Origin of the sequence: Escherichia sp. WS338 (assembly GCF_046486405.1) — a bacterium.
Classification (GTDB): domain Bacteria; phylum Pseudomonadota; class Gammaproteobacteria; order Enterobacterales; family Enterobacteriaceae; genus Escherichia; species Escherichia coli.
Genome location: NZ_JBJQLL010000035.1, coordinates 1 through 20,171, shown reverse-complemented (window position 1 = coordinate 20,171; position 20,171 = coordinate 1). Strand labels below are relative to the sequence as shown.

Here is a 20,171-nt window from a genome sequence, read left to right as displayed (position 1 = left end):
CGTAATAATTCACGGCCCTGCATGCGAATGCAGGGCCGTTTTCGTTACTCCGCCACACTCTCGCGCAGCGGTTTTACAGGAAAAACTTTTACCTGCTTAATCATATTGTCCTGTACGTCGAGAATATCGATATCGTACTCGCCAATACGCACGCGGGTGCCTGCGACAGGGATCTCTTCCAGTGCCTCAAGAATGACGCCATTAACCGTGCGGGCATCATCTTCCGGTAGATGCCAGTTAAAGGCTTTGTTGATTTCTCGCACGTTGGCGGTGCCATCGATAATCACCGAACCGTCGTTTTGCGGCGTGACCTCTTCGGCAAGTGTTGGCGACATCGAGGTAGTGAAATCGCCGACAATCTCTTCCAGAATATCTTCAACCGTCACCAGCCCCTGAATGTCTCCATATTCGTTGACGAGCAGGCCGACTTTCTTTTTGTTGCGCTGAAACTTGACCAGCTGTGTGCTGAGCGGCGTACCCTCCGGGACAAAATAGATCTCGTCCGCGGCGCGTAGCATGGTTTCTTTGGTGAACTCTTTTTTCTCCGACATGAGTCGCCAGGCTTCACGCACACGCAGCATACTGATGGCGTCGTCCAGCGAATCACGGTAGAGCACGATGCGCCCGTGAGGTGAGTGGGAGAGTTGGCGCAGAATCGATTTCCAGTCATCGTTGATATCAATACCGATAATTTCACTTCGCGGCACCATGATGTCATCGACGGTCATCTTTTCCAGATCGAGCACCGACAGCAGCATATCCTGATTGCGACGGGAAATTTGTGAGCGTGATTCGTGCACGATAGTACGCAACTCTTCTTTGCTCAAAGAGCCGCTAACCACGATATCGGTTTTGATGCCCATCATGCGCATTAACATGCGGGTAATAGCATTCAGCAACCAGACCAGCGGCATCATCAAAATTTGCAGCGGAGCCAGTAAAAAACTACTCGGATAAGCGACTTTTTCCGGGTACAGCGCGGCAATGGTTTTCGGCAATACCTCAGCAAAAACCAGCACGACAAAAGTCAGCACACCAGTCGCAATTGCCACGCCCGCATCGCCGTACAAACGCATCCCAACAATAGTGCCGAGCGCGGAGGCAAGAATATTGACCAGGTTATTGCCGATTAACACCAGGCTTATCAGGCGGTCTGGCTTACGCAGCAATTTTTCGACGCGTTTGGCCGAGCGATTACCCTGTTTCGCCATATGTCGAAGACGATAGCGGTTGAGAGTCATCATTCCGGTTTCGGACCCGGAAAAATAGGCTGAAATGACCACCATGATGATCAGAATAATGATCAACGTAGTAGTAGAAATGTGTTCCAGGGGAAACTCCTTTTCTGGGTTTAGCTGATTAACTGCTGAAAAATTCGGCTGCCGAAGTAGGCCAGTGTCAGAATGACTGCACCCGCAACGTTAAACCAGACGACGCGGCGTCCACGCCATCCTTCATGATAATGTCCCCACAGCAGCACAATATAGACAAACCACGCCACGATAGAGAGCACGGCCTTGTCGATATTTTCCATGCTAAATAAGTTGTGCATGTAGAACAGGCCAGTGCAAAGAGTGAGCGTTAGCAGCACCACGCCAATCTGCGTGATATGGAACATTTTACGCTCGATACTCATCAATGGCGGCATTTCCTGGTTAAATGCCAGCTTCTTGTTCTTCAGTTGGTAATCAATCCACGCCAGTTGCAGCGCGTACAGGGCAGCGATAATTAGCGTGGCATAGGAAAAAAGCGATAAGCCAATGTGCACCAGCATCCCCGGCGTTGCTTCCAGATGGGTGATGTATTCATTGGGCATGAAGGTCGCCAGCGCCAGGTTGATAAGCGCAAAGGCATAGACAATGGGTAGCAACAACCAGCCACGATTGCGAGAAGCCACAATGGTCATTACCGTACAGATCATCAAACTGACCAATGAACCAACGTTCAGCAGGCTGAGGTTTTGTCCGCTATCACCGTCGGGCAGGATGCGGGCTTCCAGAGCGATTGCGTGGCAGACCAGCGCAATGACCGCAGAAATAATAGCCATGCGCCGCCAGCCGCCGTTTTTTTGCAGCAGACCGGGAACAATCAGCGCAAGACTGACGGAGTAGGCGACAAGCGCGAGCAGAGCAAAAACGGGCATAGTAATGTCGACAGTTTGAGCAATAAGAAAGAGAAGCAGTATAGCGTCAGGTGAACGCTGCTCCAACCGTTGCATAACAACAAAGACGCCTTCATGTTATACTGCGGCAAAATACTGATGATGTGTCGCGATTGCGGCCAACCGTTTCCACCCCAGGCGAGAGACAATGTTTGATAATTTAACCGATCGTTTGTCGCGCACGCTGCGCAATATCAGTGGCCGTGGACGCCTCACTGAAGACAACGTAAAAGATACGCTGCGCGAAGTGCGCATGGCGCTGCTGGAGGCGGACGTCGCTCTGCCGGTAGTGCGTGAGTTTATCAATCGCGTAAAAGAGAAAGCGGTTGGTCATGAAGTTAATAAGAGCCTGACGCCGGGGCAGGAGTTCGTCAAAATCGTCCGTAACGAACTGGTTGCGGCGATGGGCGAAGAGAACCAGACCCTGAACCTGGCTGCGCAACCGCCTGCGGTCGTGCTGATGGCGGGCCTGCAAGGTGCCGGTAAAACAACCAGCGTTGGTAAACTCGGTAAGTTCCTGCGCGAGAAGCACAAGAAGAAAGTGCTGGTGGTTTCTGCCGACGTTTATCGCCCGGCGGCAATCAAACAGCTTGAGACGTTGGCAGAGCAGGTGGGCGTTGATTTCTTCCCTTCTGATGTTGGTCAGAAGCCGGTAGATATCGTTAACGCGGCGCTGAAAGAAGCCAAACTGAAATTCTACGACGTGCTGCTGGTGGATACCGCTGGTCGTCTGCACGTTGACGAAGCGATGATGGACGAGATCAAACAAGTCCATGCGTCGATTAACCCGGTTGAAACCCTATTTGTGGTTGACGCCATGACCGGTCAGGATGCGGCCAATACGGCAAAAGCATTCAATGAAGCGTTACCGCTTACCGGCGTAGTGTTGACCAAAGTGGACGGCGATGCCCGCGGCGGTGCGGCGCTCTCTATTCGTCACATCACTGGCAAACCGATCAAGTTCCTCGGTGTTGGCGAGAAAACTGAGGCGCTGGAGCCGTTCCATCCGGACCGCATCGCGTCGCGTATTCTCGGCATGGGCGACGTACTGTCACTGATCGAAGATATCGAAAGCAAAGTTGACCGCGCGCAGGCAGAGAAATTAGCCAGCAAGTTAAAAAAAGGCGACGGCTTCGATCTCAACGACTTCCTTGAGCAACTGCGCCAGATGAAAAATATGGGCGGCATGGCCAGCTTGATGGGCAAACTGCCGGGCATGGGGCAGATCCCGGATAACGTCAAGTCGCAGATGGACGATAAAGTGCTGGTGCGTATGGAAGCCATCATCAACTCGATGACGATGAAAGAGCGCGCTAAGCCAGAAATCATCAAAGGTTCGCGTAAACGCCGTATCGCTGCCGGTTGCGGTATGCAGGTGCAGGACGTTAACCGTCTTCTGAAACAGTTCGACGACATGCAGCGCATGATGAAGAAAATGAAGAAGGGCGGGATGGCGAAGATGATGAGAAGCATGAAGGGTATGATGCCGCCGGGATTTCCTGGTCGCTAATCGGCCTGGCTTGTTTGCCATTTTGGCACCGGGGTGTGCTCGTCATCCTCACGTATTGCGTGTACGCTCCGGTGACTGCGCGCACTCCGGCACCAAACTGGCTGCACCGCCGACGGCCTTTTACAGCAGAGTTAGCAACTGTTGATTGCAATTTCTGCAAAAATGAGTAAAATTTTCGGGCTTTTAATATGACACCGGACTCCGTTCCTCGATGGGGTCCGGTTGTTTTATTCACACAAGAGGATGTTATGGTAACTATTCGTTTAGCACGTCACGGCGCTAAAAAGCGTCCGTTCTACCAGGTTGTTGTCGCTGACAGCCGTAATGCACGCAACGGTCGCTTCATCGAGCGCGTTGGTTTCTTCAACCCAATCGCTAGCGAAAAAGAAGAAGGCACTCGCCTGGATCTGGATCGCATCGCTCACTGGGTTGGCCAGGGCGCAACTATTTCTGATCGCGTTGCTGCGCTGATCAAAGAAGTAAACAAAGCAGCTTAATCTGTCACGGTGGTCATGATGAGCAAACAACTCACCGCGCAAGCACCTGTTGATCCCATCGTTTTGGGAAAAATGGGTTCGTCTTACGGTATTCGTGGGTGGCTCAGAGTGTTTTCTTCCACCGAAGACGCCGAAAGCATTTTTGACTATCAGCCCTGGTTTATCCAGAAGGCGGGTCAGTGGCAGCAAGTCCAGCTGGAAAGCTGGAAGCACCACAATCAGGACATGATCATCAAGCTGAAAGGCGTTGACGATCGTGATGCGGCGAACCTGCTGACGAATTGTGAAATTGTCGTGGATTCATCGCAGCTGCCTCAGCTTGAAGAGGGTGACTACTACTGGAAAGACCTGATGGGCTGCCAGGTAGTAACCACTGAAGGCTACGATCTCGGTAAAGTCGTCGATATGATGGAAACCGGATCTAATGACGTTCTCGTCATTAAGGCAAACCTGAAAGATGCGTTTGGTATCAAGGAACGTCTCGTACCGTTCCTCGATGGGCAGGTTATCAAGAAAGTCGATCTCACTACTCGTTCAATCGAAGTAGATTGGGATCCTGGTTTTTAAACCACCGGATAAACGGTAAAAGACGGCGCTATGTGGATTGGCATAATTAGCCTGTTTCCTGAAATGTTCCGCGCAATTACCGATTACGGGGTAACTGGCCGGGCAGTTAAAAATGGCCTGCTGAGCATCCAGAGTTGGAGTCCTCGCGACTTCACGCATGACCGGCACCGTACCGTGGACGATCGTCCTTACGGCGGCGGACCGGGGATGTTAATGATGGTGCAACCCTTGCGGGACGCCATTCATGCAGCAAAAGCCGCGGCGGGTGAAGGCGCAAAGGTGATTTATCTGTCACCACAGGGACGCAAGCTTGATCAAGCGGGCGTCAGCGAACTGGCAACGAATCAAAAATTGATTCTGGTGTGCGGTCGCTACGAAGGTATAGATGAGCGCGTGATCCAAACCGAAATTGACGAAGAATGGTCAATCGGCGATTACGTTCTCAGTGGTGGTGAGTTACCAGCAATGACGCTGATTGACTCCGTTTCCCGGTTTATTCCGGGAGTACTGGGACATGAAGCCTCGGCAACGGAAGATTCCTTTGCTGAAGGATTGCTGGATTGCCCGCACTATACGCGGCCTGAGGTGTTAGAAGGGATGGAAGTTCCGCCAGTGTTACTGTCGGGCAACCATGCCGAGATACGTCGCTGGCGTTTGAAACAGTCGCTGGGCCGTACCTGGCTTAGAAGACCTGAACTTCTGGAAAACCTGGCTCTGACTGAAGAGCAAGCAAGGTTGCTGGCGGAGTTCAAAACGGAACACGCACAACAGCAACATAAACATGATGGGATGGCGTAAGCCCCCGAGATATCAGTTTACCCAGGATAAGAGATTAAATTATGAGCAACATTATTAAGCAACTTGAACAAGAGCAGATGAAGCAGGACGTACCTTCCTTCCGTCCGGGTGATACCGTGGAAGTGAAAGTATGGGTTGTTGAAGGTTCCAAAAAACGTCTGCAGGCATTCGAGGGCGTGGTTATCGCTATTCGTAACCGCGGTCTGCACTCTGCATTCACTGTTCGTAAAATTTCCAACGGCGAAGGCGTTGAGCGTGTCTTCCAGACTCACTCTCCGGTAGTTGACAGCATTTCTGTCAAACGTCGTGGTGCTGTTCGTAAAGCTAAACTGTACTACCTGCGTGAGCGTACTGGTAAGGCTGCTCGTATCAAAGAGCGTCTTAACTAAGATTTCGCTTAAGCGACATCCTGTTAAGAAGGGCTGGCCAATTGGCTGGCCCTTTTTTTGTCTGTTTGCTCGTGTTTTAAGGGGTTGTAATCACCACTGCGACGCGGCGGTTCTCGGCGCGGCCCTGGGCGGTCTTGTTACTGGCTATGGGATATTTTTTTCCTAAACCCTGTGTGGTGAGATTGCTGCGTGGAATTTGTCCACCAATAGCCCATGCATCGGCCACGACATTCGCCCGTTTCAATGATAAGCCTTCGTTGTAACTGTCTTCACCATAGTTATCGGTGTGTCCATCCATACGGGCATGTGTTAGCCCTGTCGAGGCCAATTTGGCTGCCATGGTTTGGATCTGTTGCTGGCTTTCCGGGAGCAATTTGTAGTCATTTTTTGCGAACAGAATGGCATCTGATAAGCCCAGCGACCAGTCGCCGGCGGATTCAGTAAATCCATAAGATTGCATAGCGGCGACTTGCTCAGGAGTAAACTTTCCCTGAGGGGACTGGCAGCCAGTCAGTATTAGCGAGGTGAAAATCAGGGGTGCTACCAGGTGCTTTATCATATCGATATATCCTTGTTATCTCACCAGCTTTTCGGCACGCTGGTGTTTGGCCTGATACATATTGTGATCGGCAAGCTCTTGTAATTTTTCCGCAGAGGCGTGCTCAATGGTCATCGCGTAACCAATGCTTAATGTCATGGTGGTCTGATGGCCATTATGAAGATCAAACGGGAGATTAAAGATTTGTGTCAGTGCTGAGCATATCTGCTGCACTTCAGATTCCGACTGTACATCATAGAGCACCATAGCGAATTCATCGCCGCCCAGGCGGTATGCTTTATGTCGCAGCCCGCCAAATTCAGCTAACCGTTTTGCGATTTCAATCAAGACTCTATCGCCCGTCGCATGACCCCAGGTATCATTGATATATTTGAAATTATCGCCATCAAGAAATAGTAACGCCGACGTTTTTCGGGCGTCGGAACTGCTCATCAATGTGTTGATGCCGCTACGAAACGCTGCGCGGTTAGCCAGCCCGGTTAATGGGTCATGTAGCGCGGTACGCAGAAGCTGCGCATTTTTGGCCTGTAAACGAAGCTGCCACTCTTCCATTTCATCAAGCAGACTGTTGAAGTCGAGAGCGAAGCGGTGAAACTCAGCGATACGTTCTTCCGAAACTCGTCGGGAAAAATTGCGGTTGGAACGCACATCATGTACGACATCGGTGATATTTTTCAGTGCTTCCACCAGGCCATTGTGCAAATGGCGGGTGAGGGTAATTGCGATTCCTGATGCCAGCAGAATACAACCGGTCAGTACGGCGAGCGAAAACCAGATGAAATGGCTGATTGAACTGTCGCGAGCGGTTAAGCGTACTTCGCCAATGGTTTCGCCATTGTGACGAATCGGCTGAATGATGGGGGCAGGGAAGAGCCAGTGGCTTATGAAATTGCTGAAAGTATCGCCTGGATCCTTACGGGTGTAATGTCAGGATGCCAGAATATTTTGCTGCTTATCACGTACTTCTGCAGTTGAAAATTGCCCTTGCTGGCCCAGCGCTGCCAGTGTTTCAGTTGCTGCAGGGCCATCGGCAAAAACGACCGCTGCTTCCAGACTGTAAGTCATTGTTGCTGCTGTCAGTGCCAGGTTTTTTTGCGCGTACTGTTTCAGGGTCAGCACCGAGGTCACGGAAAGCAGCAACCAGATCAGCATCATAGTGATAAATATGCTGGTCATACTGATGTTGCGTAATGCTCTTTTAAACGTGGGGCGCTTATTAAGAGAATTATCGTTATCCATCATTTTTCTTCCGTGCGAGCATCAAGACATCCGGGTTGACCTTTACACCGCTACGCGATAAGGCATCCAGGTTTACGGCAAATCTGACGTCATTATTGTGGATGATCAGACAAAAGGCGCTACCAATAATGCACTCGGTATTTTGTTCGGCAATTAATAATAACGCCTTTGACGGATATTGTTCGGTTAATTCCATCTGGAATGTCGGTGACTCATTGCCAAAATAAAAACCATTGCAGCCTGAAATCATCGCCTCTTGTTGAGTGTGAATGATGACAGGCAGATAAGGCAAAGATGTCGCGGCATTCTCTTGTAGGGCGGTACTAAAACGTGAAGATGAAAAGATACATAACTTTGGTGGCCCTGATAGCGCAGGCCAGCGGGTGTAACTGACAATACCGGAAACCATCATACGCACGTTTTTCGCAACGTCAGAAGGCTCCTGAGCGAGTATTGGTGCTCCCGTCAGCAGGAGAATCAGAAGTAAGAACAGTCGGTGAGAAAAACGCATTCAGGGATCCCCACCATCTTCGCTCGAAATGCATCGATATTTTTTCAGAATGCTCATTAAAATATCATTTTTTCATGCGATCGTCATCATTGTGAGAAATAAAACATAATGAGTAAAATCTTATGTTTAATTTATTTGTGGGGTTTTAATTAATTTAATCGTATTGTGCTGGCATTTTCATCAGCCCCTTTTTGCCATACTTCATGCAGTTGGCTTGTATTTTCAACATTGTTGCAGCTGGCAGGAAAGCTTTTACCGGAAAGTCCTCGGGCATAAGTAAAATCGGTCTGGCAAGTTTTCTTTTGTCCTTCGGCATATCCTTTAAGGTATAGACCGCGATCCGCCTGTGAATCGCTAAATGCATCGTCATCTTTTATGGTGCTGCCCGATATCGCATCTTCCATACCGCCATCATACCAGTCGGTGCTGGTCAAGGTTGGCGCGTGAGTATAAGGATCAATCTGACATCCGCTAACCAGTAAAGCCAACAAGGGGGCAATAAACTTTTTCATCATTTCTTTCTCCTTTTTCAAAGCATAGCGGATTGTTTTCAAAGGTGGTGTAAATTTATTTATACATAAACAAGGGTTAAAAGCGCGAATAAATTGCTTGTGTAAAGAAAAATGTACGAAATATGGATTGAAAACTTTACTTTATGTGTTATCGTTACGTCATCCTCGCTGAGGATCAACTATCGCAAACGAGCATAAACAGGATCGCCATCATGCAAAAAGACGCGCTGAATAACGTACATATTACCGACGAACAAGTTTTAATGACTCCGGAACAACTGAAGGCCGCTTTTCCATTAAGCCTGCAACAGGAAGCCCAGATTGCTGACTCGCGTAAAACCATTTCAGATATTATCGCCGGGCGCGATCCTCGTCTGTTGGTAGTCTGTGGTCCTTGTTCCATTCATGATCCGGAAACTGCTCTGGAATATGCTCGTCGATTTAAAGCCCTTGCCGCAGAGGTCAGCGATAGCCTCTATCTGGTAATGCGCGTCTATTTTGAAAAACCCCGTACCACTGTCGGTTGGAAAGGGTTGATTAACGATCCCCATATGGATGGCTCTTTTGATGTAGAAGCCGGGCTGCAGATCGCGCGTAAATTGCTGCTTGAGCTGGTGAATATGGGACTGCCACTGGCGACGGAAGCGTTAGATCCTAATAGCCCGCAATACCTGGGCGATCTGTTTAGCTGGTCAGCAATTGGTGCTCGTACAACGGAATCGCAAACACACCGTGAAATGGCCTCCGGGCTTTCCATGCCGGTTGGTTTTAAAAACGGCACCGACGGCAGCCTTGCAACGGCTATTAACGCTATGCGTGCCGCCGCCCAGCCGCACCGTTTTGTTGGCATTAACCAGGCAGGGCAGGTGGCGTTGCTACAAACTCAGGGGAATCCGGACGGGCATGTGATCCTGCGCGGTGGTAAAGCGCCGAACTATAGCCCTGCGGATGTTGCGCAATGTGAAAAAGAGATGGAACAGGCGGGACTGCGCCCGTCTCTGATGGTAGATTGCAGCCACGGTAATTCCAATAAAGATTATCGCCGTCAGCCTGCGGTGGCAGAATCCGTGGTTGCTCAAATCAAAGATGGCAATCGCTCAATTATTGGTCTGATGATCGAAAGTAATATCCACGAGGGCAATCAGTCTTCCGAGCAACCGCGCAGTGAAATGAAATACGGTGTATCCGTAACCGATGCCTGCATTAGCTGGGAAATGACCGATGCCTTGCTGCGTGAAATTCATCAGGATCTGAACGGGCAGCTGACGGCTCGCGTGGCTTAAGAGGTTTATTATGGTTGCTGAATTGACCGCATTACGCGATCAAATTGATGAAGTCGATAAAGCGCTGCTGAATTTATTAGCGAAGCGTCTGGAACTGGTTGCTGAAGTGGGCGAGGTGAAAAGCCGCTTTGGACTGCCTATTTATGTTCCGGAGCGCGAGGCATCTATGTTGGCCTCGCGTCGTGCAGAGGCGGAAGCTCTGGGTGTACCGCCAGATCTGATTGAGGATGTTTTGCGTCGGGTGATGCGTGAATCTTACTCCAGTGAAAACGACAAAGGATTTAAAACGCTTTGTCCGTCACTGCGCCCGGTGGTTATCGTCGGCGGTGGCGGTCAGATGGGACGCCTGTTCGAGAAGATGCTGACACTATCGGGTTATCAGGTGCGGATTCTGGAGCAACATGACTGGGATCGAGCGGCTGAGATAGTTGCCGATGCCGGAATGGTGATTGTTAGTGTGCCCATCCACGTTACTGAACAAGTTATTGGCAAATTACCGCCTTTACCGAAAGATTGTATTCTGGTCGATCTGGCATCGGTGAAAAATGGACCATTACAGGCCATGCTGGCGGCGCATGATGGTCCGGTGCTGGGGTTACACCCGATGTTCGGCCCGGACAGCGGTAGCCTGGCAAAACAAGTTGTGGTCTGGTGTGATGGACGTAAGCCGGAAGCATACCAATGGTTTCTGGAGCAAATTCAGGTCTGGGGCGCTCGGCTGCATCGTATTAGCGCTGTCGAGCACGATCAGAATATGGCGTTTATTCAGGCACTGCGCCACTTTGCTACTTTTGCTTATGGGCTGCACCTGGCAGAAGAAAATGTTCAGCTTGAGCAACTTCTGGCGCTTTCTTCGCCGATTTACCGCCTTGAGCTGGCGATGGTTGGGCGACTGTTTGCCCAGGATCCGCAACTGTATGCCGACATTATTATGTCGTCAGAGCGTAATCTGGCGTTAATCAAACGTTACTATAAGCGTTTCGGCGAGGCGATTGAGTTGCTGGAGCAGGGCGATAAGCAGGCGTTTATTGACAGTTTCCGCAAGGTGGAGCACTGGTTCGGCGATTACGCACAGCGTTTTCAGAGTGAAAGCCGCGTGTTATTGCGTCAGGCGAATGACAACCGTCACTAATAATCCAGTGCCGGGTGATTCACATCATCCGGCACCTTTTCATCAGGTTGGATCAACAGGCACTACGTTCTCACTTGGGTAACAGCCCAATACCTTCATCGAACGGGTGATGTCCCCTAACTCTTTCAATGCTTTTTGCATTTCCGCTGATTCAAGATTGGCCTGAATATCCAGATAAAACATCTCTTCCCATGGATTACCGTGAATCGGGCGTGACTCCAGACGGGTCATAATCAGATTGTGGTTGCGCAGTACCAGCAACGCTTCAACCAGCGCACCAGCTTGTTGCCCGGTCGCCATTAACAACGTCGTTTTCGCTGGAACCTGGTCAGACACGTTAATGGCTTTACGTGCCAACACCACAAATCGGGTGAAGTTTTGTCGCTGATTCGCTTCAATACGCTCCAGTACCTGCAAACCGTACAAAGTGCCGCCAGCTTCGCTTCCCAACGCAGCAACATGCGGTGATTTTGCCTGTGCAACCTTTTCCATTGCCGCAGACGTACTTTCGGTATATTCAATCTTCCATTGCGGATAACGATTAAGGAATTTGCTGCATTGCTGGAATGGCTGCGGATGGCTGTAGACCGTATTGATGGTGGATAAATCAGTAGTGCCGGAGACCAACAAACAATGGTCGATAGTTAACGTCATCTCGCCAACAATCGACAAACTGGTATGTTGCAGCAGATCGTAAACGTCATTTATGGCACCGGAGCTGGTATTTTCAATCGGTACGACGGCATAGTCGGCCTGGCCGGTTTCCACCTGATTAAAAATATCGGCAAATTTGGCGCAGCCACTTTCAATGAATTGCTCAAAGTGACGGGCAGCATACTGGCGCGCCGCAAGATGGGAATAAGAACCTTTGGGGCCGAGAAAAGCGATGCGTGCTGAGTGCGGATTAATTTTATTGAGATGTTGCTGGAGCAAAGCCTGCTGAGTTAATACGGAATCTTCAATGATGAGCTGGAACAGGCGAGTAATGTAATGGGCGTCCAGATGGTGCGCTTTACCGAGCGTAATTAATCTTTCCAGCAAATCGCGTTCACGATCAATATCACGTACCGGGCGATGCGAGAGCAGTTTGGCTTTTCCCACCTCGACGGCCAGTTCGCGTCGCTCTGCCAGTAATGCTAATAATTTTTCATCCAGCGCGCTGATTTTCTCTCGCAGCGCCAGTAACGGGTTTTCCGATGTCATAGTGTTGCCTTTTTGTTATCAATAAAAAAGGCCCCCCGATTTGGGAGGCCTTATTGTTCGTCTTCGCATTCTGTTTCACACGACGAAACGCCTCCCATTCAGGGGAAGGTAAAAAAGAATGCGAAGAAAAACGGTGTGTGTTTCATGTTTGTTTCCTTAAGTGACTTTAGTACAGTACCCGTACTGTTTTCACGCTGTCAACAAAAAACGCGCCCGAAGGCGCGTTGGCGATACACTCAATATAAAGGACTACTCTTCTTCAACTTCTTCGACGAAGTTGGCGTCTTTCACCGATGTTGCGGCACGACGTGCTTCGCCTTTGTGCTGCAGTTTATTGAGCTGCCGTTCCAGCTTGTTGATCAATTCGTTAATTGCGGTGTACATATCTTCATGTTTACCACTGGCAACCAGAACGCCGTTAGGTGTATTGATTGTGGCGTCAGCAACAAACCCTTGTGGCTCTTTGGACAGAATGATATGTGGATTAATCAGATGTGTTTGCCATTTTTCCAGTTTGGCGAGACGGTCTGCGACATGTTGGCGGATGGCCGGAGTAATTTCCATTTGTTTGCTGGTAATGTTCATTGTCATAAATTTTACCTCTTGTCTTCCCGTCTTGGTGAATTCAGCATACCGTTCCTGATGTCAAAATGTGTGATGGAAATCTCATAATTTTGTCACTTTTTGTCAACGAATCTTTTTTGTGAGAAATCGCAGGAAGAGGTGTTTTTTTACTTGAGGAATATCTCAAAGCGAGCCATATTTGATGAGATCGATAGTGACTAAATCGCTTCAGTTTCACAACTAACAGAATAAAAAAACGGCAGCTCAAGGGCTGTAATGCCGATCAGTTAAGCAACTGACTGGCTCTTTTTCGGGGCTGTGGGGTATTTCCAGGGCCTCTCCTTTACCACTCTCGGGAAGGCCCTTTCCCTTCTTGTCGGTAATTTCACAAGTTGTCCCATACTTGCAAGATCGCGCATCAGCTCCGGTATACGTCCCGGTGAAGCGCCCTGCAATGTCATCAGCATTCTCATCACCATTCCGCATGATTCTGAGAAACTCAGTTGATTCGGCCAGTAACCTTTCAGATGTTCCGCCATTTTAATCATCTGATATCTCACCAGATTATAAGCCAGTAAGACACCCCACAGCTCTTGCTCCACAAGCTCCGGCTTTTTACTTCTCAGCGTCAGCCTGCTCAGTTGCATCGTCTGTTTTATCTCCCTGTATCCCAGTTCGATTTCCCAGCGATGACTGTACAGATCCGCCATTTCTCCTCCGGGGAAGCGCATGGCGTCCGTCATCGACGTCAGCAGATGGCAGACTTTTCCTTTGCGCGTCACGGTCAGCAGGCGGGCTGTCACTTCATTTCCCAGTCCCGGCCACTTTTTTCGTGCCTGCGGGCTGGTTTTCAGCTTCACCAGATGATCGCCTTTACCCAGTTTTCTGATCTCTTCATATTGCGCTCCCTTTCTGAGAGGTATCATCCAGTGGCGGTGTTCTCCCGCCAGGCTCCAGGCATTTAACAGTCCCAGTGAGTAATAACCTTTATCCATTAACGTCAGAGTGTTATCGCCGGTTTGTTCTATAAGTTGCTCAGCAAGCTCATTTTCGCTGTTCTTCATCGTGCCGAAGGCTGCAGCCGTCAGCAGATGGCTGGTCAGTTCCATCTGGCAGACCATTTTGACCTGCGGGTAGAGCGCCGGGTTCCCGGCATGTGTCTGGCGGGGGAAGGCTGCATCGTTCTCTGGTGTATCCGGTGTGCGCCAGAACACACCATCGATGGCCAGCAGGGTCAGGCCGCACCAGTGCGGATGCGGCGTGGCGTTATGCCAGAGCTGCGCTGTTTTCGTGAACACGCGGCGGACAGCCTCACTTCCCAGGCGCTGGCGGGCCTGAATAACGGCACTGGGGGGCAACGAAGGGGCGATTGCCCGGCAGCATGATGTCCAGGCGATTCACAATCTGGTGAAGAGGTTCTTTACGCTCAAGCGCCATGCCAACAATACACCAGACCATCATTTCGAGGGGAAGACGGCGCTTGCGTAGCGTTACAGTACCTGATTCGGCAAGGCAACGAGAGATGAGTTCGGGGTCGAGGTAATCCCCCAGAGAAGTCAGTGGGTTACGCAGAGAATCGTAACGGGATACCAGATCAAGAGCCTGTCCAATGTGCATAAAAAAATCCGGAAACAAGTGAGCGTTTCCGGATTCTTACACAGCCACTGGATCGGTCAACTGATCCTTAACTGATCGGCATTACAGCTCAAGGGCTGCCGTTTTGTGTTTCAGGTTTCTGTTATGTATTGCTGCTGTTTGCGGCGATGATTTTCGCTACTTTTTCAGCTTGCGCATTCAACTGCATCTGACGGTATGCATTTTCCATCAGCGGCAGCGCATCACGCGTAGCCTGGGTATCCGGGTAGTCGCGCAACATGCCTTCTACGCGGTTAACGACGGCAACCCATGCACCACGTTCTGTATAGTACTCGGCAACGGAGTATTCATATTTCGCCAGACGATCTTTCAGGAATACCAGACGTTTGGTGGCATCGGTGGTGTACTGACTGTTCGGATAGCCGCGCACCAGTTTGGAAAAGTCACTAAACGCAGCTCGTGCATGTTGAGGATCGCGATCGCTACGGTCAACGCCAAAGAACCCTTGCAGCGCACTGTCATCCAGCGCCATATTGGTCAGGCCACGCATGTACATGACATAATCGATATTCGGATGGGTCGGGTTAAGGCGAATAAAACGATCGATGGCAGCCTGTGCTAACGGCAAATCGGCGTTTTTATAGTAGGCGTAGATGAGATCCAGCTGCACCTGCTGCGAATACGGACCAAACGGATAGCGATTATCTAACGCTTCCAGTTGCGTTATTGCCTGTCTCCAGTTACCGTCCTGCAGCTTTTGTTGTGCAGTCGCGTAAATTTCATTTGGCGGATTATCAGGTACTTCTTCCTTTGACCCCGAGCAACCCGCCAAAAACAGGCTTAGTGTGGCGGCTGCCACCAGATATTTCATGCGCGTCATGACGTTTTGACTTTCCTCAAAATGTAATACGGGAGATTCTCTGTTCCTGCTCCCGGTTAAGACCAGCTACAATAGCACACTATATTAAACGGCAAAGCCGTAAAACCCCAACGATAAACGAAGAAGCAGTATATATGGCACAACGAGTACAGCTCACTGCAACGGTGTCCGAAAACCAACTCGGTCAACGCTTAGATCAGGCTTTGGCCGAAATGTTCCCGGATTATTCACGTTCGCGAATAAAAGAATGGATCCTCGACCAGCGCGTGCTGGTTAACGGCAAAGTTTGTGATAAGCCGAAAGAAAAAGTATTGGGTGGCGAGCAGGTGGCCATCAACGCTGAGATTGAAGAAGAAGCGCGTTTTGAACCGCAGGATATCCCGCTGGATATCGTCTATGAAGATGAAGATATCATCGTCATTAATAAACCACGCGACCTGGTGGTACATCCTGGCGCGGGTAACCCGGATGGTACGGTACTGAATGCGTTGCTTCATTATTATCCGCCCATTGCCGATGTACCGCGTGCGGGCATCGTCCATCGTCTGGATAAAGACACCACCGGCCTGATGGTTGTGGCAAAAACCGTTCCGGCTCAGACGCGTTTAGTCGAATCTTTGCAACGGCGTGAAGTTACTCGTGAGTATGAAGCGGTGGCAATTGGTCATATGACCGCTGGCGGTACAGTAGATGAACCAATCAGCCGCCACCCGACCAAACGTACTCACATGGCGGTGCATCCGATGGGTAAACCGGCGGTCACTCACTATCGCATCATGGAACACTTCCGTGTGCACACGCGTCTGCGGTTGCGTCTGGAAACCGGACGTACGCACCAGATCCGCGTGCATATGGCCCATATCACTCATCCGCTGGTGGGCGATCCGGTTTATGGTGGCCGTCCGCGTCCGCCAAAAGGTGCTTCGGAAGCGTTTATCTCCACGCTGCGTAAGTTTGACCGCCAGGCGCTTCATGCAACCATGCTGCGTCTTTATCACCCGATCTCCGGTATCGAAATGGAATGGCATGCGCCTATTCCAGAAGATATGGTGGAGCTGATTGAGGTGATGCGCGCCGATTTCGAAGAGCATAAGGATGAAGTGGACTGGTTATGAGTAAGCTGATTGTCCCGCAGTGGCCGCTGCCAAAAGGTGTTGCGGCCTGTAGCTCCACTCGTATCGGCGGCGTGAGCTTGCCCCCGTATGATTCGCTCAACCTCGGTGCTCATTGTGGCGATAACCCGGATCACGTTGAAGAGAATCGCAAGCGACTTTTTGCTGCGGGCAATTTGCCTTCAAAACCGGTCTGGCTTGAGCAGGTACACGGCAAAGATGTGCTTAAGCTTACTGGCGAACCTTATGCCTCAAAACGAGCAGATGCCTCTTATAGCAACACGCCGGGCACGGTTTGCGCAGTGATGACTGCCGACTGCCTCCCCGTGCTGTTTTGCAATCGAGCGGGAACGGAAATCGCCGCCGCTCATGCTGGCTGGCGTGGACTGTGCTCAGGCGTGCTGGAAGAGACGGTTTCCTGTTTTGCTGATAATCCGGAAAATATTCTCGCCTGGTTAGGGCCGGCAATTGGTCCACGCGCGTTTGAAGTGGGGGCGGAGGTTCGCGAGGCGTTTATGGCAGTAGACGCCAAAGCGAGTACAGCTTTCATTCAGCATGGTGATAAGTATCTGGCAGATATTTATCAGCTTGCCCGGCAGCGTCTGGCGAGCGTTGGTGTTGAACAAATTTTCGGCGGCGACCGTTGTACATATACGGAAAATGAGACTTTCTTCTCTTATCGTCGCGACAAGACCACCGGTCGTATGGCAAGTTTCATTTGGCTGATATAACCTAAAGAATCAAGACGATCCGGTACGCGTGATTTTCTTTTCACATTAATCTGGTCAATAACCTTGAATAATTGAGGGATGACCTCATTTAATCTCCAGTAGCAACTTTGATCCGTTATGGGAGGAGTTATGCGTCTGGATCGTCTTACTAATAAATTCCAGCTTGCTCTTGCCGATGCCCAATCACTTGCACTCGGGCACGACAACCAATTCATCGAACCACTTCATTTAATGAGCGCCCTGCTGAATCAGGAAGGGGGTTCGGTTAGTCCTTTATTAACATCCGCTGGCATTAATGCTGGCCAGTTGCGCACAGATATCAATCAGGCATTAAATCGTTTACCGCAGGTTGAAGGTACTGGTGGTGATGTCCAGCCATCACAGGATCTGGTGCGCGTTCTTAATCTTTGCGACAAGCTGGCGCAAAAACGTGGTGATAACTTTATCTCGTCAGAACTGTTCGTTCTGGCGGCACTTGAGTCTCGCGGCACGCTGGCCGACATCCTGAAAGCAGCAGGGGCGACCACCGCCAACATTACTCAAGCGATTGAACAAATGCGTGGAGGTGAAAGCGTGAACGATCAAGGTGCTGAAGACCAACGTCAGGCTTTGAAAAAATATACCATCGACCTTACAGAACGAGCCGAACAGGGCAAACTCGATCCGGTGATTGGTCGTGATGAAGAAATTCGCCGTACCATTCAGGTGCTGCAACGTCGTACTAAAAATAACCCGGTACTGATTGGTGAACCAGGCGTCGGTAAAACTGCCATCGTTGAAGGTCTGGCGCAGCGTATCATCAACGGCGAAGTGCCGGAAGGGTTGAAAGGCCGCCGCGTACTGGCGCTGGATATGGGCGCGCTGGTGGCTGGGGCGAAATATCGCGGTGAGTTTGAAGAACGTTTAAAAGGCGTACTTAACGATCTTGCTAAACAGGAAGGCAACGTCATCCTGTTTATCGACGAATTACATACCATGGTCGGCGCGGGTAAAGCCGATGGCGCAATGGACGCCGGAAACATGCTGAAACCGGCGCTGGCGCGTGGTGAATTGCACTGCGTAGGTGCCACGACGCTTGACGAATATCGCCAGTACATCGAAAAAGATGCTGCGCTGGAACGTCGTTTCCAGAAAGTGTTTGTTGCCGAGCCTTCTGTTGAAGATACCATTGCGATTCTGCGTGGCCTGAAAGAACGTTACGAATTGCACCACCATGTGCAAATTACTGACCCGGCAATTGTTGCAGCGGCGACGTTGTCTCATCGCTACATTGCTGACCGTCAGCTGCCGGATAAAGCCATCGACCTGATCGATGAAGCAGCATCCAGCATTCGTATGCAGATTGACTCAAAACCAGAAGAACTCGACCGACTCGATCGCCGTATCATCCAGCTTAAACTGGAACAACAGGCGTTAATGAAAGAGTCTGATGAAGCCAGTAAAAAACGCCTGGATATGCTCAACGAAGAACTGAGCGACAAAGAACGTCAGTACTCCGAGTTAGAAGAAGAGTGGAAAGCAGAGAAAGCATCGCTTTCTGGTACGCAGACCATTAAAGCGGAACTGGAACAAGCGAAAATCGCTATTGAACAGGCTCGCCGTGTGGGGGACCTGGCGCGGATGTCTGAACTGCAATACGGCAAAATCCCGGAACTGGAAAAGCAACTGGAAGCCGCAACGCAGCTCGAAGGCAAAACTATGCGTCTGTTGCGTAATAAAGTGACCGATGCCGAAATTGCTGAAGTGCTGGCGCGTTGGACGGGGATTCCGGTTTCTCGCATGATGGAAAGCGAGCGCGAAAAACTGCTGCGTATGGAGCAAGAACTGCACCATCGCGTTATTGGTCAGAACGAAGCGGTTGATGCGGTATCTAACGCTATTCGTCGTAGCCGTGCGGGGCTGGCGGATCCAAATCGCCCGATTGGTTCATTCCTGTTCCTCGGCCCAACCGGTGTGGGGAAAACTGAGCTTTGTAAGGCGCTGGCGAACTTTATGTTTGATAGCGACGAGGCGATGATCCGTATCGATATGTCCGAGTTTATGGAGAAACACTCTGTGTCTCGTCTGGTTGGTGCGCCTCCGGGATATGTCGGTTATGAAGAAGGTGGCTACCTGACCGAAGCTGTGCGTCGTCGTCCGTATTCCGTCATCCTGCTGGATGAAGTGGAAAAAGCGCATCCGGATGTCTTCAACATTCTGTTGCAGGTACTGGATGATGGGCGTCTGACTGACGGGCAGGGGAGAACGGTCGACTTCCGTAATACGGTTGTCATTATGACCTCTAACCTCGGTTCCGATTTGATTCAGGAACGCTTCGGTGAACTGGATTATGCGCACATGAAAGAGCTGGTGCTCGGTGTGGTAAGCCATAACTTCCGTCCGGAATTCATTAACCGTATCGATGAAGTGGTGGTCTTCCATCCGCTGGGTGAACAGCACATTGCGTCGATTGCGCAGATTCAGTTGAAACGTCTGTACAAACGTCTGGAAGAACGTGGTTATGAAATCCACATTTCTGACGAGGCGCTGAAACTGCTGAGCGAGAACGGTTACGATCCGGTCTATGGTGCACGTCCGCTGAAACGTGCTATCCAGCAGCAGATCGAAAACCCGCTGGCACAGCAAATACTGTCTGGTGAATTGGTTCCGGGTAAAGTTATTCGCCTGGAAGTTAATGAAGACCGGATTGTCGCCGTCCAGTAATGATAAAACGAGCCCTTCGGGGCTCGTTTTTGTCTATAAATTAGACGGAAAAGGCTATGTTTAAGATGTTTTGCCTGAAAAATGAGCGAACGATAAAGTTTTTATATTTTTTGCTTGTCAGGCCGGAATAACTCCCTATAATGCGCCACCACTGACACGGAACAACGGCAAACACGCCGCCGGGTTAGCGGGGTTCTCCTGAGAATTCCGGCAGAGAAAGCAAA

At 50.4% G+C, this 20,171-nt stretch carries 19 protein-coding genes, 2 pseudogenes and 1 other annotated feature; of the genes and pseudogenes, 10 read left to right on the top strand and 11 right to left on the bottom strand.

Features of this window, described 5'->3' with window-relative positions; translation table 11 throughout:
* Positions 1 to 44: 44 nt before the first annotated feature.
* Complete coding sequence (locus ACJHWT_RS21135; protein WP_410232356.1) at positions 45 to 1,331, bottom strand: HlyC/CorC family transporter; 1,287 nt, start codon at positions 1,329 to 1,331, stop codon at positions 45 to 47.
* A 20-nt stretch (positions 1,332 to 1,351) separates the two neighbouring features.
* On the bottom strand, positions 1,352 to 2,143 hold the full coding sequence (locus ACJHWT_RS21130; RefSeq protein WP_001314062.1) for an inner membrane protein YpjD: 792 nt from the start codon (positions 2,141 to 2,143) through the stop codon (positions 1,352 to 1,354).
* Positions 2,144 to 2,309: 166 nt separating this feature from the next.
* On the opposite strand from ACJHWT_RS21130, the gene ffh reads away from it, so the two are divergent.
* The 5 genes from ffh to rplS all read left to right on the top strand — a co-directional run bounded on the left by ffh (position 2,310) and on the right by rplS (position 5,922).
* Positions 2,310 to 3,671 carry a signal recognition particle protein gene (gene ffh, locus ACJHWT_RS21125; protein WP_000460035.1) on the top strand — a complete coding sequence of 454 codons (1,362 nt, stop codon included), beginning with the start codon at positions 2,310 to 2,312 and terminating at the stop codon, positions 3,669 to 3,671.
* Between the two features lie 248 nt (positions 3,672 to 3,919).
* Positions 3,920 to 4,168, top strand: a complete 249-nt coding sequence (gene rpsP / locus ACJHWT_RS21120; RefSeq protein WP_000256450.1) for a 30S ribosomal protein S16 — start codon at positions 3,920 to 3,922, stop codon at positions 4,166 to 4,168.
* Between the two features lie 18 nt (positions 4,169 to 4,186).
* Entirely contained in the window at positions 4,187 to 4,735 is a 549-nt protein-coding gene (rimM, locus tag ACJHWT_RS21115; RefSeq protein WP_000043335.1) for a ribosome maturation factor RimM, read from the top strand.
* A 30-nt stretch (positions 4,736 to 4,765) separates the two neighbouring features.
* Positions 4,766 to 5,533 (top strand): tRNA (guanosine(37)-N1)-methyltransferase TrmD, encoded by a 768-nt coding sequence (trmD, locus tag ACJHWT_RS21110; RefSeq protein WP_000264777.1) that lies wholly within the window; start codon positions 4,766 to 4,768, stop codon positions 5,531 to 5,533.
* Between the two features lie 41 nt (positions 5,534 to 5,574).
* A complete protein-coding gene (rplS, locus tag ACJHWT_RS21105) occupies positions 5,575 to 5,922 on the top strand; it encodes a 50S ribosomal protein L19 (RefSeq protein WP_000065253.1) in 348 nt (115 codons plus the stop codon).
* A 76-nt stretch (positions 5,923 to 5,998) separates the two neighbouring features.
* On the opposite strand, the gene ACJHWT_RS21100 is transcribed toward rplS, so the two are convergent.
* From ACJHWT_RS21100 to ACJHWT_RS21085, 4 genes and pseudogenes are all read right to left on the bottom strand, one after another.
* Positions 5,999 to 6,481 carry an OmpA family protein gene (locus tag ACJHWT_RS21100; RefSeq protein ID WP_000589825.1) on the bottom strand — a complete coding sequence of 161 codons (483 nt, stop codon included), beginning with the start codon at positions 6,479 to 6,481 and terminating at the stop codon, positions 5,999 to 6,001.
* A gap of 15 nt (positions 6,482 to 6,496) precedes the next feature.
* Positions 6,497 to 7,723, bottom strand: a pseudogene (gene dgcN, locus ACJHWT_RS21095) (diguanylate cyclase DgcN).
* On the bottom strand, positions 7,713 to 8,231 hold the full coding sequence (locus tag ACJHWT_RS21090; protein ID WP_001212391.1) for a YfiR family protein: 519 nt from the start codon (positions 8,229 to 8,231) through the stop codon (positions 7,713 to 7,715). The pseudogene dgcN and the gene ACJHWT_RS21090 overlap by 11 nt, the downstream one beginning before the upstream one ends.
* Before the next feature lie 149 nt (positions 8,232 to 8,380).
* On the bottom strand, positions 8,381 to 8,746 hold the full coding sequence (locus ACJHWT_RS21085) for a DUF2799 domain-containing protein (RefSeq protein WP_001317996.1): 366 nt from the start codon (positions 8,744 to 8,746) through the stop codon (positions 8,381 to 8,383).
* Positions 8,747 to 8,955: 209 nt separating this feature from the next.
* Here ACJHWT_RS21085 and aroF point away from each other — a divergent pair, with 209 nt between their 5' ends.
* Together aroF and tyrA are read left to right on the top strand one after the other, a co-directional pair.
* Entirely contained in the window at positions 8,956 to 10,026 is a 1,071-nt protein-coding gene (aroF, locus tag ACJHWT_RS21080) for a 3-deoxy-7-phosphoheptulonate synthase AroF (RefSeq protein ID WP_001168045.1), read from the top strand.
* 10 nt (positions 10,027 to 10,036) lie between these two features.
* Positions 10,037 to 11,158, top strand: coding sequence for a bifunctional chorismate mutase/prephenate dehydrogenase (tyrA, locus tag ACJHWT_RS21075; protein ID WP_000225233.1), 1,122 nt, complete (start codon positions 10,037 to 10,039; stop codon positions 11,156 to 11,158).
* A 42-nt stretch (positions 11,159 to 11,200) separates the two neighbouring features.
* On the opposite strand, the gene pheA is transcribed toward tyrA, so the two are convergent.
* From pheA to bamD, 5 genes and pseudogenes are all read right to left on the bottom strand, one after another.
* The gene (gene pheA / locus ACJHWT_RS21070; RefSeq protein ID WP_000200129.1) at positions 11,201 to 12,361 is read right to left on the bottom strand and encodes a bifunctional chorismate mutase/prephenate dehydratase; all 1,161 of its coding nucleotides are present in this window, start codon (positions 12,359 to 12,361) and stop codon (positions 11,201 to 11,203) included.
* Positions 12,362 to 12,382: 21 nt separating this feature from the next.
* Positions 12,383 to 12,508: a sequence feature (Phe leader region), on the bottom strand.
* On the bottom strand, positions 12,460 to 12,507 hold the full coding sequence (gene pheL / locus ACJHWT_RS21065) for a pheA operon leader peptide PheL (protein ID WP_001386991.1): 48 nt from the start codon (positions 12,505 to 12,507) through the stop codon (positions 12,460 to 12,462). (Overlaps the previous feature by 48 nt.)
* 102 nt (positions 12,509 to 12,610) lie before the next feature.
* A complete protein-coding gene (gene raiA / locus ACJHWT_RS21060) occupies positions 12,611 to 12,952 on the bottom strand; it encodes a ribosome-associated translation inhibitor RaiA (protein ID WP_000178456.1) in 342 nt (113 codons plus the stop codon).
* A 260-nt stretch (positions 12,953 to 13,212) separates the two neighbouring features.
* A pseudogene (locus ACJHWT_RS21055) lies at positions 13,213 to 14,560 on the bottom strand (IS4-like element IS4 family transposase).
* Between the two features lie 103 nt (positions 14,561 to 14,663).
* Positions 14,664 to 15,401, bottom strand: a complete 738-nt coding sequence (bamD, locus tag ACJHWT_RS21050) for an outer membrane protein assembly factor BamD (RefSeq protein ID WP_000197684.1) — start codon at positions 15,399 to 15,401, stop codon at positions 14,664 to 14,666.
* Positions 15,402 to 15,535: 134 nt separating this feature from the next.
* Here bamD and rluD point away from each other — a divergent pair, with 134 nt between their 5' ends.
* From rluD to clpB, 3 genes are all read left to right on the top strand, one after another.
* Positions 15,536 to 16,516, top strand: coding sequence for a 23S rRNA pseudouridine(1911/1915/1917) synthase RluD (gene rluD, locus ACJHWT_RS21045; protein ID WP_065203514.1), 981 nt, complete (start codon positions 15,536 to 15,538; stop codon positions 16,514 to 16,516).
* Positions 16,513 to 17,244, top strand: coding sequence for a purine nucleoside phosphorylase YfiH (gene yfiH, locus ACJHWT_RS21040; RefSeq protein ID WP_000040126.1), 732 nt, complete (start codon positions 16,513 to 16,515; stop codon positions 17,242 to 17,244). Before rluD ends, yfiH begins: the two co-directional genes overlap by 4 nt.
* A gap of 129 nt (positions 17,245 to 17,373) precedes the next feature.
* Positions 17,374 to 19,947, top strand: a complete 2,574-nt coding sequence (gene clpB / locus ACJHWT_RS21035) for an ATP-dependent chaperone ClpB (RefSeq protein ID WP_001317994.1) — start codon at positions 17,374 to 17,376, stop codon at positions 19,945 to 19,947.
* Positions 19,948 to 20,171: the final 224 nt, after the last annotated feature.

Bases quoted from the DNA above. Each gene is read 5' to 3' on its own strand.
- rluD (WP_065203514.1), top strand. From the start codon at position 15,536: ATGGCACAACGAGTACAGCTCACTGCAACGGTGTCCGAAAACCAACTC.
- pheA (WP_000200129.1), bottom strand. From the start codon at position 12,361: ATGACATCGGAAAACCCGTTACTGGCGCTGCGAGAGAAAATCAGCGCG.
- raiA (WP_000178456.1), bottom strand. From the start codon at position 12,952: ATGACAATGAACATTACCAGCAAACAAATGGAAATTACTCCGGCCATC.
- yfiH (WP_000040126.1), top strand. From the start codon at position 16,513: ATGAGTAAGCTGATTGTCCCGCAGTGGCCGCTGCCAAAAGGTGTTGCG.
- rpsP (WP_000256450.1), top strand. From the start codon at position 3,920: ATGGTAACTATTCGTTTAGCACGTCACGGCGCTAAAAAGCGTCCGTTC.
- ACJHWT_RS21085 (WP_001317996.1), bottom strand. From the start codon at position 8,746: ATGATGAAAAAGTTTATTGCCCCCTTGTTGGCTTTACTGGTTAGCGGA.
- ACJHWT_RS21130 (WP_001314062.1), bottom strand. From the start codon at position 2,143: ATGCCCGTTTTTGCTCTGCTCGCGCTTGTCGCCTACTCCGTCAGTCTT.
- ffh (WP_000460035.1), top strand. From the start codon at position 2,310: ATGTTTGATAATTTAACCGATCGTTTGTCGCGCACGCTGCGCAATATC.
- bamD (WP_000197684.1), bottom strand. From the start codon at position 15,401: ATGACGCGCATGAAATATCTGGTGGCAGCCGCCACACTAAGCCTGTTT.
- rimM (WP_000043335.1), top strand. From the start codon at position 4,187: ATGAGCAAACAACTCACCGCGCAAGCACCTGTTGATCCCATCGTTTTG.
- clpB (WP_001317994.1), top strand. From the start codon at position 17,374: ATGCGTCTGGATCGTCTTACTAATAAATTCCAGCTTGCTCTTGCCGAT.
- aroF (WP_001168045.1), top strand. From the start codon at position 8,956: ATGCAAAAAGACGCGCTGAATAACGTACATATTACCGACGAACAAGTT.
- ACJHWT_RS21090 (WP_001212391.1), bottom strand. From the start codon at position 8,231: ATGCGTTTTTCTCACCGACTGTTCTTACTTCTGATTCTCCTGCTGACG.
- trmD (WP_000264777.1), top strand. From the start codon at position 4,766: ATGTGGATTGGCATAATTAGCCTGTTTCCTGAAATGTTCCGCGCAATT.
- rplS (WP_000065253.1), top strand. From the start codon at position 5,575: ATGAGCAACATTATTAAGCAACTTGAACAAGAGCAGATGAAGCAGGAC.
- tyrA (WP_000225233.1), top strand. From the start codon at position 10,037: ATGGTTGCTGAATTGACCGCATTACGCGATCAAATTGATGAAGTCGAT.
- ACJHWT_RS21100 (WP_000589825.1), bottom strand. From the start codon at position 6,481: ATGATAAAGCACCTGGTAGCACCCCTGATTTTCACCTCGCTAATACTG.